This is a genomic window from Paenibacillus sp. FSL W7-1279 (genome assembly GCF_037969845.1).
In the GTDB taxonomy this organism is placed as follows: domain Bacteria; phylum Bacillota; class Bacilli; order Paenibacillales; family Paenibacillaceae; genus Paenibacillus_AQ.
In genome coordinates this window covers 6,802,501-6,818,579 of record NZ_CP150215.1, presented here as the reverse complement: position 1 = coordinate 6,818,579, position 16,079 = coordinate 6,802,501, and the positions used below count along the sequence as shown (strand labels likewise).

Below are 16,079 nucleotides of genomic sequence, written 5' to 3'. Positions count from 1 at the left end.
TATTTCATTTTTTTCGCTTGTCATCTTTAACCAAGTTTCTCCCTTACCAAATCTACACTTATTAGGAGGCAATACTATGCATTCCATTGATATACACGACGCCGTCAGACGGCTGAATCCGCAGCAGCGCCAAGCCGTTGAAGCAACCGACGGACCGCTGCTCATTATGGCAGGTGCCGGCTCCGGTAAGACGCGGGTACTGACACACCGAATCGCGTACCTGATCGCCACGCGCAAAGCTGCACCTTGGAGCATCCTGGCGATTACGTTTACGAATAAAGCAGCCCGTGAGATGCAGGAGCGGGTATCCAAGCTGGTCGGCCGGGAAGGCCAGGACATCTGGGTATCGACGTTCCACTCGATGTGCGTGCGGATTTTGCGTAGAGACATTGAACGGATTGGCTTTACATCGAATTTCAGTATTCTAGACTCGACGGATCAGCTGTCCGTTATTCGGAACGTGATGAAGCAGCACAACATCGATCCGAAGAAATTCGAGCCGAAGGCAATTCAAGCAGCTATGAGCGCGGCTAAGAATGAGCTGATCTCCCCGCAGCAGTATGAACAGAAGGCCGGAGACTATTTTGAAACCCTTGTTGCCAAGGTATATACGGAATATCAGAAGCGCTTAAAGAGCAACAACTCGCTCGATTTTGACGATCTGATCATGACCACGATCCAGCTGTTTAAGGAAGTGCCGGAGGTCCTCGACTTCTACCAGCGGAAGTTCCAGTACATTCACGTGGATGAGTATCAGGATACCAACCGGGCGCAGTACATGCTTTGCCGCATGTTGGCAGACAGCCATCACCGCATCTGCGTTGTCGGGGACAGCGATCAGTCGATCTACCGCTGGCGTGGCGCGGATATCACGAACATCCTGAATTTTGAGCAGGATTATCCCGAGGCGCGGACGATTCTGCTGGAGCAGAATTACCGTTCTACAGCGAATATTTTGAATGCTGCCAACAATGTGATCGGCCTGAACACAGGCCGGAAACCGAAGAATCTGTGGACCGAGCAGGGTGAAGGACCGAAGATCAAGGTGTTCCGTGGAGACACGGAGCATGATGAGGGGTATTTTGTTACCTCGGAAATCAGCAAGAGCGTTACCGCTGGCAAAAGCTATCAGGACCACGCGATTCTGTATCGGACCAATGCGCAGTCCCGGGTGATCGAGGAAATTCTGATCAAGTCGGATATTCCGTACCAGATCGTCGGGGGCATCAAGTTCTACGATCGCAAAGAGATTAAGGACCTGCTCGCCTACCTACGCCTGATCTCCAACCCGGACGACGATATCAGTTTAACGCGGATCATTAACGTGCCAAAAAGAAGCATCGGCGACACAACCGTTGCGAAGCTGGCTGCTGCAGCCGCAGAGCGGGGCATCTCGATTTTCCGCGTGCTGGAAATCGTGGACGACCTCGGTTTTGCCGGACGAACACGCAATGCGCTGGTGGGCTTCTACGACATGATTGCCGCGCTTAGCCGAATGGTCGAATTTCTGTCGGTCACCGAGCTTACGGAAAAAATACTGGAAATGTCCGAGTACCGCCTAGAGCTGCAAAACGAGAATACGATCGAATCCAGATCCCGCCTCGAGAACATTGACGAGTTCCTGTCGGTGACGCAAGAGTTCGAGAAGAACAACGAGGATAAATCGCTCATCTCCTTCCTCACGGATCTTGCGCTGATCGCGGACATCGATTCGATGAACGATGACGAAGAAGATCGTGACGACGCTGTCGTGCTCATGACGATGCACAGTGCCAAAGGCCTGGAGTTCCCGGTGGTGTTCATCATCGGCATGGAGGAGGGGGTATTCCCGCATAGCCGTGCCTTTATGGATAACGAGGAGCTGGAAGAGGAACGCCGACTAGCTTATGTAGGCATCACGCGCGCCGAGAAGCAGTTGTTCTTATCCTGTGCACGTATGCGCACCTTATTTGGCCGCACGACGGCGAACATGCCATCGCGATTCCTGGAGGAGATCCCGGAAGAATTGAAGGAAGACACCCAGATGGCGCATGACCGATACCGCCGCGGCGGCGGTAGCAATGTGGGCGGATCTTACGCAGGACGCGGCTTCGGAGGCGGTGGAGGCAGCAACTTTGGCGGCGGTCGCAGTGTTGACCTCTCCCTCAGCGGATCGACCGCTTCCGCGCAAGCTGCGCCGAAGAGCCGGGTGACGATGACAACCGGTGGGTCATCCCGTCCGGCTGCTGCTTCGGGCAGTGGGGAATTTAAAGCCGGCGACAAAGTGGCCCATGGCAAATGGGGAACCGGTACGATCGTAGCGGTAAAAGGCAGTGGCAACGACATGGAATTGCAGATTGCATTCCCGGCGCCTGTGGGCGTGAAACGTCTGCTTGCCGGCTTCGCGCCGATTACGAAGGTGGAATAACCGAGGACGATGGTGGTTGCTGCATGTTAAGAGCAGGATGTTTGGACAACAATGTAATACAATGGTTGAACAACAGTCCACATAAGTCACAACGTAACCTATAATGGCCTTATATTATTGAAGGAGGATTGCCCCTGCATGGATTTCAAGGAAAAGATGGAGAAGCTCATTGCGGAGCTGAACAATTACAATTACCATTACTACACGCTGGATCAGCCGCTTGTAAGCGACAAGGAATATGACGCCCTGTACGACCAGCTGGTAGCGTTGGAGGCCGAGACCGGAGTGACGCTTCCGGATTCTCCGACCCAGCGGGTGGGCGGGGAGATTCTGAAGGGTTTTGCCCCGCACCGCCATTTGGCTCCGTTATGGAGTCTCGATAAGGCTCAGAACATTGAGCAGCTCCGTACCTGGCATGATCGCGTGGTCAGGCTGGTCAATGACTATAATACGAAGAATCCCGGCAATCCTCTCAAGGCACCTTGTTATGCACTGGAGCTGAAGTTTGACGGGCTCACGCTGAATCTGACCTATCAGGACGGCAAGCTCGTTCAGGCGTCGACACGGGGCAACGGTGCAGTTGGCGAAGGTATTTTGGCTCAGGTGAAAACCATCAAGTCGGTGCCGATGACGATCCCGTACACGGCAGGTACGATTGAAGTACAGGGCGAAGGCATCATGAACCTGTCCGTGCTGGACAAATACAATCAAACCGCGGCCGAGCCGCTCAAGAACGCGCGTAATGCCGCCGCAGGGGCGCTCCGCAATCTTAATCCCAAGGTGACGGCTGAGCGTAAACTGAACGCTTACTTCTATAATGTAGGTTATTCGGATGGAATCACTTTTGCCGATCACAAGGAAATGATGGATTTCCTGCGAGAGAACCGGCTCAAGGTCAATCCGTACATTTTCTATTTTGAGCAGTTTGATGATGTAATGGAGCAATTGGCCGATATCGAGAAACGCCGTTCCGAGCTCGATTATCTCATTGACGGAGCGGTGGTGAAGGTGACCGATTTCCGCATTCGCGAAGCTCTTGGATATACCGATAAGTTCCCCCGCTGGGCAGTCGCTTATAAATTCGAAGCGGAAGAAACCACGACCGTGCTGCAGTCGGTAACCTGGAATGTGGGGCGGACCGGAAAAATCACGCCGTTAGCGCGTGTAGAGCCAGTTGAGCTTGCCGGGGTCACGGTGCAAAATTGTACGCTGAACAATATCGGGGATATTGAGCGCAAGAACCTCAAGTTCGCACTGGGCTCCCGAGTCTTCATTCGCCGTTCGAATGACGTTATTCCCGAGATCCTCGGCAAAGTAACGGAGGAGCAGGACGGAGAAGAGATCCTGTATCCGGAACAGTGTCCATCCTGCGGATTCCCGCTGGAGCAGCGCGGCGCTCATCTCTTCTGCAACAACAAGACGGGGTGCAAACCGCAAATCGTGGCCCGGATCACGCATTTTGCTTCCAGGGATGCCATGGACATTGAAACATTCAGCGACAAAACCGCGATCCAGTTATACGACGAACTGGGTGTAAGAGAACCGGCTGACCTTTACACGTTATCTTTTGATAGCTTGCTGAAGCTGGAGCGCTTCGGCGAGAAAAAAGCCCAGAATCTGCTGGATGCCATCGAGAAGAGTAAGGAGCGGGATCTTGCATCCTTCCTCTTTGCGCTGGGGATTCCGAATACCGGCAAATCCACAACCAAAATGCTGGCCGATCACTATCGCGATCTGCATCGCGTGATGGCGGCGACCGCAGAGGAATTGGTCGAGCTGCCGGACGTTGGCAGCATCGTGGCCGAAAGCATCGCTGGATACTTTGCGGACCCGTTTGCCCAAGCAAGCATTCAGAAGATGCTCTCGCTGGGTGTCCAAGCAAAAGCGCCGGAAGCACCGAAGCCGGTCAGCACCGATTCCTACTTCAGCGGCAAAACGGTCGTGCTGACAGGCACCCTCCATCTGCTGACCCGCGAAGAGGCAACCGAACGCTTGGAAGCGCTCGGCGCCAAAGTCACCGGCAGCGTGTCCAAGAAAACCGATCTCCTCATTGCAGGCGAAAAAGCCGGCAGCAAGCTGGCCAAAGCCCAGCAGCTCGGCATCGACATCCTGGAGGATGAAGAAGAGTTCGTGCGGTTGCTTGACGAATCATAATACAACCTGGATATATCTTGCAGAATCAGTTGCGACTCCATGTGAACCGAGGCTATCGATAGCCTCGGTTTTTCTCTTTTCCCCAGTTCCCTGACTTCTCCCTCACTTGCGATGTAAGCCATATTTTCTATGAATCTATGACGTTTTCGATCATTCGTCAAAAGCTCCTAAACATTCGACTCGATTTAACAAAAACATACAGAAAAGGATGAAGGAATCTAATTTTGAGTTCTAGAATAATTTACCACGGGTCAGTCTTATGCGGAAAGGAGTGGATACCATCGTTAGGCAGCGCAGATATGCTGATGACATCCCAGACCCTAATGTGATTGGGAAATCTATCTTATGGGAGGGGCAAAGCCTTGAGTAAAAAGTTATGGTCCGCACTACTAAGTTTTGTATTAACGCTATCACTCGTTGCACCAGCGGCTGGGGCCGCTCCGTCAGAACGGCAGATCGAGCTGGACAATCAGCTCAGTGCCGATGAAGCTGGTCAGATAAAGGATATTCTGAAACAGCGAGCTAAGCTTGCCGAGTTTCCGGTGCTTGATCAAAGTCTGCAGAGATCTGCCGGGGGTCCTACAAGAGTCATTGTAGAGCTGTCTACTGAGCCAGTGGCCTTAGCCAAAGGGCTTTCTTCTATTCAGGGTCAATCCTTTAGTTCTTCCGCAGAAGCGAAGGTTGAGGAACAAGTGCAATTGGAGCAGCAGACTTTTATACGCAGCCTGAGCACGAAGAATATAACGCACGAAATTTCGGAGCAATATAGTTACGCATTCAACGGAGTGTCCATGGAGATCGACGGCAGCAAGGTTGAAGCGCTGCTTGATCTCCCTGGCGTTCTAGGCGTATATCCCGATCTGGAGGTAACGGTTGGACCGAAGGGCGAAGTGAATCCATACATGAAAGATACGGGGCCGTTCATCGGTGCTCCGGAAGTATGGGATCTCGGTTATACAGGTAAAGGCATTAAAGTAGGCGTTATCGATACGGGTATTGATTACGTACACCCTGTTTTGAAGGATGCTTATAAGGGTGGATATGATTTCGTAGACAATGATAACGATCCCTATGAGACGACTCCGCTCGACTGGGAGAATGACCCTTCCAATCCCCCACAGGTCGATGACAGGGGGAGTACGTATTGGACGGATCACGGAACGCATGTAGCGGGTACCATCGGGGCCCGTGATGCCGGCGAATATGGAGTCGTGGGCATTGCGCCGGAAGCGGATATCTATGCTTACCGAGTTCTTGGGCCATACGGAAGCGGCTATTCCAGCTGGGTACTGGGTGGTATTGACCGTTCCGTTCAAGACGGAATGGATATAATCAACCTCTCCCTTGGCAATTCACGCAATGATCCGGACTATGTGACGTCCGTAGCACTCAACAATGCTGCGCTGGCTGGTGTCACCCCAGTCGTTGCAAGCGGCAATTCGGGGCCTAACCGCTGGACGGTTGGATCACCAGGAGCGGCCGCTTTTCCGATTACGGTAGGAAACTCAACGGGTCCAAGTGACGAAATTGCGGCAACAGCGCACTTTTTCACGGATTCGGAATTGCCGGGTGAGCCTATTGATAACAATGAGGGTCCGTTGGAGCTTGGAGCTGAGCCGACACATCCCGTTACGCCTGAAGAGCAGACGGATGTAGGAGCGCAGGCAGATGAAGCCGCTGGGCCAACATCGACGGATGACACCGCTGCTATGGGTGAGACGGAGCCTTCCGTCGATACGGAGCAAGATCTAGAGCCGACTCAACCGACTGAAGGAGCCGGAGAAGAGCCGGCCACGGAAGAAGAGGCTGTTGAACCTGTCAAGGATAAGGAAGGGCCCTCGGCAGACGATGCCGCTCCGATCACGGTGACAGATGCAACGTATAAGCTTGAATTAATGGCCTGGAATCTGGCCGAAGATCCTGAAGTTGCCCTGGATGGCGATTTCGAACTGGTTTATGCGGGTCTGGGTAAGCCAGAGGATTTCACGGGTAAAGACGTAGCCGGCAAAATCGCTTTGATTAAACGCGGCGAAATTGCCTTCGTCGAAAAAATTGCCAATGCTAAGGCGGCAGACGCGAAGGGTGTTATTGTGTTCAACCAGAACCCTGGACCTATCGGTGTGTTGCTTGGAGACAGTTTTGCCTTCATTCCGACCTTTAGTATGAGCAAAGAAGACGGGGATTATATCAAATCGCTGCTCGATGCCAACCCGAATATGAAAGTGAATTTTACGGATTTTATCAAGAACCGAACCGCAGGCGATGAAATCAATGATTCCAGCTCCCGCGGCCCGGCTAAAAAGACGCTGGACATCAAGCCTGACGTGGTTGCACCGGGAACCAGCATATTGTCATCCATTCCGGCGTACGGTAGGGACATTGCCGATGCAGATTACAGTCAATCCTATGATCGCTTCACGGGCACCAGTATGGCATCCCCGCATGTGGCAGGGCTTGCAGCTCTCATATTGGAGAAGCACAACGACTGGACTCCATTCGACGTCAAAGTCGCACTGATGAATAACGCCAAAGTGCTGAATACCGAATCCTACGATGTAACGGATCAAGGAGCCGGACGCGTACAAGCACTCAATACCATCCAGGCAGAGGCTCTGGTGAAGGTCCTAGACAAGACATCGTATCAGGAGAACGGAACAAGTAAAGAGCAGGATAACATTACGGGAAGCATCAACTTCGGTAATTTTACCGGTAAAGCTGCCAAGACCGTTCAGAAAAAAATAAAGGTAGAGAGTATTGGAAGTGCGGGCGGGACTTTTAACGTGGAAATCAATAACACGCAGGTCACGCCGGGGGTAAGCGTCACAACCGATAAAAGCACCTTCGCCCTCAACGGTCAAGAAGAGGTTACAGTAACCCTTCAAGTGCCGGAAGGGATAGAGGGCGTATCGGAACAACAAGGGTATATTACCTTTACGAATGGAACCCGCACCTATTCGGTTCCTTACGTGGCGTACTTTAACCTTGAGATCACAGGCGTGAAATATACAAAAGCTTACAGTGACAAAGAGAACTATTTACCGCATGTTCCGTTGACCAAGACTGGTGAATTGGGCAAACTCAACCTGGCTTTTGAATTCTACAATCCGATGCAGATCGTCATTGTGGACTTGTATGACAGTCTTAATCCAGGAGCGGGTGTTGACGGCGACGGTATTATTGGCCAAATATTCGGAGGGGAAGCCTATTTTGATGCAAACACCTCGTTTACGATCGGCTGGAACGGGAAGTATGCCGATTATGAAACCGAGAAAGAGGCAGAGGTTCAGGACGGATTATATTCGATCGAGCTTTTATCCCTTGGTACGGATGGAATCGTTTATTCCGATTATGCCACGATTCCTTTCTTCGTGAAGAGATCAGCACCATCGATCCAAACCGAGCTGGATGTCAAAATATCCGGCAAGAGTAATCCTGCACTAACCGGTACGATCGATGACCTCTATGTAACGGCTGTTCCGGCTCTGTGGGATGAATGGGCAATTGATTTTGATGTAAGCGAATGGTTAGATGCCAATTACGTTATTAAAAGAGCTAACAAAACGGTCGCCAAGCAAGGCACCTTTGATGTTGGACAGGATGGTGCATTTAACATTGCCCTAGACGGGTTATCTTCAGGCAACTATACCGTTGAGCTTTCCGTCAAGGACCGTCAAGGACTTCAAGGAACGGCTTCCGTATCTTTGCAGTTGACGGGCGCGCCTGGACCAGGCAACCCGGATCCAGGTAACCCAGGTGGCGGATCTGGAGGAGGCGGTGGAGGCTCGTCCTCCGGTGGGGGTTCCACAGGAACTCCAACCACTCCAGCACCTGAATTAACGGGGGATGCCAAAGTAACCACGAAGAAAAATGCGGATGGTACCGAGTCTGCAACGGCCGCTCTATCTGAAGCAGCGGTTGCGGCAGGAATTACCGGAGACGGCAAAGAAGTGAAGCTGGACGTATCGAAGCTGGATTTCGGCAAATATAGCGATGTAGCCCTTACCCTCGGTAAGGCTGCCGTGGATAAGCTGAAAGCATCCGGCAAACCGCTTGTTATTACAGGTAACGGTTTTACCTTGACGGTGCCTGCCGATGCCTTGGATGATTTCACTACGAACAGCGGATTCAGCTTAGCGGTTTCCGTAGCTGCAAGCAAAGCGGGATCCGAAAACACATTGAACGCTGTATCCCCGATCGTTTCGATCAAGCATGGGGATAAGTTTAAACATCCGCTTTTGCTGACATTGAACTATGACCCAACAAAAGTGAAGGATGCGCGCAAGGTAGGTGCCTACGTGCAATCGGAAAAAGGGGACCTGCAATCCGCTGGATTGCTGCAATCGGCTGCGCGTGGATCGATCACGTTCCGTATTAACGGTCCTGGTTCATATGTGGCTGCCGAGAATAACGTGACCTTTAACGACATCATCAGCCACTGGGCTAAAGATGAGATCGAGGTTGCTGCCTCGCAGCATATCACGAACGGTACAGGTGCAGGCCGCTTCTCTCCGAACAATGCGGTGACCCGTGCCGAATTTGCGACACTGCTTGATCGTATTTTCGAAACAGGCATCGATTGGGAAACACGCAGCAAAGAAGCGGGAGCGAAGAATCCGCTGACCCGTGAGGATATGGTGGTCATGATTGCGGAAGCGCTGAAGATTGATTCCGAAGCAGGCTCCTTGTCATTTAATGATACGAATTTGATTTCGGAGGATGCACGTGCGGCCGTAGCTTTTGCAGTGAAGGAAGGTCTGGTGAAGGGAGTGAATGGCAACCGCTTCGGACCGGGTGAGACTTCCACTCGGGCTCAGGTATCCGTGATTGTGTACCGTTTGCTGGATTATCTGAACAAAATCTAATCTAGGATAGGCAAAGGCGGATTTTTAACTATGAAAGACTCGGCTGGCAGCAGCCGAGTCTTTTTCATTTTCTCCAAAGATCCCTCATACGGGGGATGTATATCTACCCAGGCAAAAGCTACTATTTTATATAGGTATACATTCCTATTTCACTAAGGTTGTATGTTTAAAAAACAAAAAAAGGAGGATTAGAGCCATTAAGCGCAGTGTAGCACAAACATTCATTGTGATGGCCATGATCGTACCGCTTCTATTAGGCAGCCTGGCCATTCCGGTGAGAGATCAAGCTTTTGCATTACAGGTACAGGCCGAGACGCTCGGTGACATCGTTTATGATCCAAGGGGATTTGCCGGAGTCCTTCATATTTACAGCGACGGGACGACCATCAGGTCGACCAATTTATCGGAAGTCCCATCAAGCGCAAAGTGGGCCACGTTTGTGCCGATCAATTTTGACGGCATGGAGCTTTATTATAGCCGGGATGGGATTACAACGGAGAAGAGAATGCTTACCACTGGACAATTGAACGACATTCCTGCCGATGTGAAGTGGCTGACATTAAGCAACTTTGATGGATCGTTCTTTGAGAATCACCCCATCGATAATCAGCAGTATACGTACAGTGTGGACGGCGTCAATGTTTTAAGTGGTCCTGAGGTGCCGGCTAACGCGTTATGGGCCACAATAAGTTATTATACGACCACCTGGAGCGGCGAAAACAAGGCCTTAAACTACAGTCGTTCCCAGGCAAGTTACAACCTGAAGACGGACCTCATCCGGAGTGTTTCGATTGAGTCCCATGGGGCCGATCCGGGATATGCACTGGCAGGCGATAACGTTACCCTGTCCTTTACTTCGCTTCCAGCACTGCAATCTCCGAGTGTCATGCTAGCCGGACAGCAAGTACAAGCAACCGCTATACCAAACGCTGCCTTAAACGAATGGAGGGCATCTGTGACGCTGGACGCTAGCCATCCTGAAGGGCAAATAGATTTCAGCATTGCATACCAAGACGAAGGGATTCCAATGACCGTATCGGCAACCACGGATGGAAGCTCCGTATTTTTCGACAATAGCCCGCCGTCGATATCTCTGACGCAATCTACGTCAGAATGGACACAGGGCAACGTCATTGTTAACGGACGAGCTTATGATACGGGGAGCGGGGTCCAGATTGAGAAATGGGTGGAAGGCCGCCAAACGGAGTCCTTCTTCTATAATAACGGTCATTTGCCGCAAGGCGGCACATTTACCGCGTTTAATAACGGATGGTATACCTGGTACGCCAGCGATCAAGCGGGAAATGAGACGGTGCAGTACATTGAGATCGGGAACATTGATCGAGTATCACCTACGCTTAGCCTGACGTCATCGCCGACGGGGTGGGCAGCTGGGTCTGTCCAAATCACCGCATCAACCGCAGATGATCTCAGCGGGATTAAGCTCACGAAGTGGGCCGCCGGCAGCCAGCCTTTGGCATTTTTCAAGAATGGCGCCGGAACCATGTTCAGCGATTCTTTTACAGTGACAGATAACGGGGGTTACACCGTCTATGCAGAGGATCAAGCGGGGAATGCGGTAACAGAGCAGATCACGATTGACAAACTGGACGCCATCCCTCCTGTAATTTCGTTGGCGCCATCCACGACAGAGCCGACGCAGACGGATATCGCTATTACTGTAGACGCCTCCGATCAGGAAAGCGGCATCGAGATCGTCAAATGGGCAGCGGGCAAGCAGCCGTATTCCTATTTTGCGGGAGAGGGGAGCGCCTTGCGAGGGACAGGCTTTACGGTTTCGGAGAATGGTCTATACACGGTCTATGCCAAGGACAAGGCCGGGAATGAACAGATCGAGACTGTAGAAATCACTAATATTTATAAAAGTGGCCCAAACCTCCGTCTTTCACTCGACAACATCAATTGGACGAACAGCCCCGTACGAATACAGCTCGATATAACGGACAATGGCAGCGGTATTGCAGTGCAGAAATGGGCAGCCGGACATCATGATCCCGATTATTTCATGAATGAAGGCACTCCGTTTACCGGTAGCAGCATTGCCGTTGACAGCAATGGAATGTATACCGTTTATATTAAAGACAATGCTGGTTACGAGGCCGTGGCCGTCATTGAGGTTACCCGAATGGATAACGAAAAACCGATCATATCGGAGCTGAGGCTGACGCCCGAAGCGTGGACGAGTCAGGATGTCGAAATATGGGTATCCGGCATGGACAACTCCGGCGTGATCTCACTTATGAAATGGAGCGCCGGTGTGCAGGATGAAGCCTACTTCGAGCAGGGATGGGGCACAGTGTTCCAGAATGTATTTATGGTGGACGCGAACGGAGAATACACGGTATATGCGAAAGACGCTGCCGGTAACGGGAATGTTAAGTCCTTGCATGTAAGCAACATCGATAAAGAAGAACCGATCATCCGCCTGCAGCCTTCTATCAAGGATCCGACGAACCAGAACGTGGCCGTGACGGCTGATGTATACGGTACGTTAAGTCCGATCATGGTTACGAAGTGGGCGCCGGGAATTCAGCCGTTGTCCTATTTTGACGCGGAAGGGAACGACTTTAACGGAACCTTCGAAGCGGAGCTGAACGGATGGTACACGGTATACGCCGAGAGTGCCGCGGGCAACAAGAGGATTGAGACCATTGAAATTACGAATATTTTTAAAAGTGTGCCTGTCATTCAGGTTACGGTGTCCCCAACCGTGCCAACACAAAAGGAAGTAACAGTCACCGCTTCGGTCTATGCCCCGAGCCCTTTAGTTGATCGCAAGTTTGTCTTCGGACAACAGGATGCTGCCTATTTCGGAGTTGGAGGTGGTGAGCCTTGGAGCGATAAGCTGGAGGTCCATGAGAACGGCTGGATTACTTATTATGTCCGCGATCATGCAGGCAATGAGTCGGTAAAACAGGTCGAAATCACGAATATCGATCGGGAGAAGCCGGTGATTACGCTGCTTGGTGATTCTCGAATCTCATTGATGCAAGGTTCTGACTATACGGACCCGGGGGCCACGGCCATTGACAATCTGGACGGGGATCTAACGGATCGCATCGAGGTTGAAGGTAAAGTCGATACTTCCAGACCGGGACAATACACGCTCCGTTATTCGGTAGCCGATCGTGCCGGCAATGAGGCGGAAGAGGTTGTTCGAACGGTTAACGTTACGCCTCGGCCGGGTGGTGGAGATACAGGACCGACTGATCCTACTCCGGGAAACGGCGGGAGTGAGCCGAATCCTTCTCCGGTAGATAAGGGGGATCAGAACGAAGGACTTCCAGGATCGATTTCAACCCCAGCACCACCCCCAACAACACCAGCTCAGGGAAATGACGGCGACTCGTCTGCTACTCAGCCGCCCCCTAGCAAACAAACTCCTGCCTTTGCGGATATTTCCGGCCACTGGGCGGAGTCGGAAATCCAGGCACTATATGATCTGAAGCTGGCAAAAGGTTATCCTGACGGAAGCTACAAACCAGACCGTCTGGTGACCCGGGCCGAATTTGTCGCGCTGCTGGTACGGAGCCTGGGATTAGAAGGGCAATACAGCGCTGCATTCGAGGATATTAAAAATCACTGGGCTGGCGATGCGATTCGCACGGCTCTAGCCCATGGGATTATTGGTGGTTACAGCAGCCGTGCTTTTGGCCCTGATGATCCGATCACACGTGAGCAAATGGCTGTTATGCTGTCTAAGTCAAGCCGGCTTGCGAGTCTTTCCTCCGGTGAATCCAGCAAAGATATGCTGTCCTTCAAAGATCAAAGCTCTATTTCTATCTGGGCGAAGCAGCATGTATCCAACGTGGTCGAGAACGAGTTGATGAACGGATACCCCGGGGGACGATTTTTGCCTCGAGGCTTAGCAACACGAGCAGAGGTAACAGCGGTTATACACCGTTTTATAACAGCAATTGAACAGAGCGTATAAAAGAAAAGCTTACTTAAGGACTCTTCCTTAAGTAAGCTTTTTAGATCTATTATAAGAGCTTTCCCTTGCTGCCCAGCATAACTGATTCGTGGAACAGAAGAACAGAGGCGACGGGATAGCAGCTTATAACTGGCGTTTAGTTCTTTCTGAAGGTAGGAGCTATTCAGGAGATTGATGGTCCTCGTGAAGCAAACCAAGCGTATTAGCGATGGCTGCGGCTTTTCCCCTTCGGTCAACTTTCAGTTTTTCGAAGATTTTCTTGATGTGGGTCTTTACTGTCTCATGGGTAATGGTAAGTGCCGCAGCGATTTCTTTATTCGAGAGCCCCTTTGAGATCAGGCGAAGCACTTCCTTCTCCCGTCCCGTTAAATCATGCACTTCTCCCGTATGCTTTCTTACTGTTTGGAGGCCATGTTCGGAAAGCTGCAGCTCGGCATGGGAGCGGACTCTCGCATGAATGGCGAATAAAGCTTGGGAGGCAATGGTACTCAACACGTGAAATCGTTCGGGGGCAAACGCTTTCGTGATCACATCATTTTGCAAAAACAATACTCCTAGCAACTGATCCTGTACAACGACAGGAAAATAAAGCACGGAACCTTTTGCCGAATGAGCGGAAGAAGGGGAATTCAACTCGTCCATCCCTGATGTGGCAGCCGAGCCGCAAAGGGCAGCTTTGGATTCCGCTGTCTGAATGAGCAAACGCCGACTGACTCTATGGGCATCCCCAAGGAGCGTTCGCCGGGAAGAAGCCGTCATAAGTCTCCCGTCTTGCTTTGCCTCAGCTTCTACATACCACATGCCTTCCTGAAGTGTCAGTATCAGTCCGCGATGGGCACCAGCGTTCATAATCAGGAGCTGCAAGAAACGTTCAGCTACTCGTTCCGTTACGATCTCCGAGTTAAAAATATGTGATGCCTGCATGATGGCGGCCAAATCCAACACTTGTGGATAGTTGACGATATGGCCTGAAAGCGAGATGGAGGGGATCGTTTCTTGGAAGGACTTATCCTCCTCGTTCTTAGCATTGGGTACTTCATGATGCTGCTGAGTCGGAATTGAATTGGAAGCGAAAGGATTCTGCCTGATTTCATGCTTGCAGCGCTTGGCATCCGAATCTGATTCTTTTATAGCCGCTAATCGATGCTGGGCTATTTCCTCAGTAATGCTCTGCATGTCGAAGTAGCGGTCAGCGGGGTCCTTTTCCAGCATGTTCAGGATAAGTTCTGATATCCATTGAGGCAGATGAATATCATGGAAGGGCTCAGGCCTTATGGTAAGATGGGCGTGAGCCCAAGGAAGCGCGCCGTTCGCGGTAAAGGGAAGTCTATGAGCGAATAGCTCGTAGAATGTTACGCCAAGTGAGTAGATATCGGCTCTGCTGTCCAGTCGATGGCCTATTCTCCCGGTTTGTTCCGGAGACATATAGATTGGATTGGCTTCCAGACTGCCATGTCCCTCTATATTCATTTGATCCCTGCGAACGGCGTATCCGAAGCCTGTTAAATAAACGTCCTGGGAACTTTCTTGAACAAGGAGCGTATCTGGCCTGATGTTTAAATGAAGAACGTCGTGGATATGCAGTTCCTGCAGCCTGCGGGCAGCACGCTCAAGCATTGGTATTAATACTGAGGGTGAGGAGCCGTGAATTCGCACATATTCCCTTAAGGTAATAGCGTGGATGGGTTCAAACTCCAACACGATCATTGTCTTGAATGATAGGTAGGATACTGGCTTGAACAGCCCGTCCACATCCAAGTCACTGAGGAAATGATATTCGTGGATGAGCTTCGCGTTCTCGATCGTTGTACGGGTACCTTCATTTACAATTTTCAGGAGCATCGTTCTCCGGGTTCGCTCGGAACGGGCATACGCCACCGTTATATATGAATCCTCATAGACGATGCCGATGATCGTATATCCTGGGATTTTCAACATATCGCACATTCCTTTGGTCTAGCCTGGTCATACTATGGCTTGTATTTTGTTTAGTATACCATGTCTATTGACTGGGATTATCAAAAACAAAGCGCTAAAGGAAGGGAAGATTAGCGATACAGGCACAGATATCCTTTTTATGTCAATATAAATGACAGACACCCAGTCGATCCGTATCGGCGCGGATGATCTGGGCGTCTGTCTTATAAGGACCATAACTATGTTATTTAAAGCAAGCAATCTGAACGGTTACAGAGACTTAGCGGAAACTGTTAATCTCTTGCCCACTGGTCCAGCTTATCATCACCGGGAAGAAGCAGGGCAAGCAGACCAAGCAGCGGCAAGAAGCCGATGGCGATCATAACATTGCCGATTCCCCAAGCATCCCCGAGATTACCGAGCACAAGCGAACCGACCCCGCCCATGCCAAAAGCAAACCCGGTAATCAGCCCGGATACCGTACCGATATTGCCCGGATGCAGCATTTGGGCATAGACGACGGTAACTGAAAAACTGGACAATAGAACAAATCCGCCAATAAGGAGCAATACAGCCGCCCAGAACGGGGAGGCGAACGGCAGAATCAACGCAATGGGTGCTGTGCCGATCATGGAGAGCATGATCATGTTGCGGCGGCCAAAGCGGTCGGCCAGCGGACCGCCGAAGAAGGTACCCACAGCTCCGGATGCGAGAAATAGAAAAATATAAATCTGAGCGTTATCAATCGTGATCTTGTACGCATCCATGAGGTAGAACGCATAAT

6 protein-coding genes (1 of these 6 running past the window's edge) are annotated in these 16,079 nt (G+C 51.2%); 4 read left to right on the top strand and 2 right to left on the bottom strand.

The annotated features are described in order from the left end of the window. The first annotated feature begins 76 nt into the window (after positions 1 to 76). The 4 genes from pcrA to MKY82_RS31015 all read left to right on the top strand — a co-directional run bounded on the left by pcrA (position 77) and on the right by MKY82_RS31015 (position 13,378). Positions 77 to 2,407: a DNA helicase PcrA gene (gene pcrA, locus MKY82_RS31030; RefSeq protein WP_194544731.1), complete on the top strand. Its 2,331-nt coding sequence runs from the start codon at positions 77 to 79 to the stop codon at positions 2,405 to 2,407. Positions 2,408 to 2,545: 138 nt separating this feature from the next. Beyond that, on the top strand, positions 2,546 to 4,561 hold the full coding sequence (ligA, locus tag MKY82_RS31025) for an NAD-dependent DNA ligase LigA (RefSeq protein ID WP_339294974.1): 2,016 nt from the start codon (positions 2,546 to 2,548) through the stop codon (positions 4,559 to 4,561). A 362-nt stretch (positions 4,562 to 4,923) separates the two neighbouring features. Continuing rightward, positions 4,924 to 9,423: a S8 family serine peptidase gene (locus MKY82_RS31020; RefSeq protein ID WP_339294973.1), complete on the top strand. Its 4,500-nt coding sequence runs from the start codon at positions 4,924 to 4,926 to the stop codon at positions 9,421 to 9,423. A gap of 229 nt (positions 9,424 to 9,652) precedes the next feature. Then, positions 9,653 to 13,378: an S-layer homology domain-containing protein gene (locus tag MKY82_RS31015; protein WP_339294972.1), complete on the top strand. Its 3,726-nt coding sequence runs from the start codon at positions 9,653 to 9,655 to the stop codon at positions 13,376 to 13,378. 159 nt (positions 13,379 to 13,537) lie between these two features. On the opposite strand, the gene MKY82_RS31010 is transcribed toward MKY82_RS31015, so the two are convergent. Both MKY82_RS31010 and MKY82_RS31005 read right to left on the bottom strand, forming a co-directional pair. After that, on the bottom strand, positions 13,538 to 15,316 hold the full coding sequence (locus tag MKY82_RS31010) for a LuxR C-terminal-related transcriptional regulator (RefSeq protein ID WP_339294971.1): 1,779 nt from the start codon (positions 15,314 to 15,316) through the stop codon (positions 13,538 to 13,540). 272 nt (positions 15,317 to 15,588) lie between these two features. Next, positions 15,589 to 16,079 carry the 3' portion of an MFS transporter gene (locus tag MKY82_RS31005; protein ID WP_339294970.1) on the bottom strand. The gene runs 766 nt beyond the window's last position, so 491 of the gene's 1,257 nt are visible here — the last part of the coding sequence; the start codon falls outside the window, past its right edge; the stop codon is at positions 15,589 to 15,591.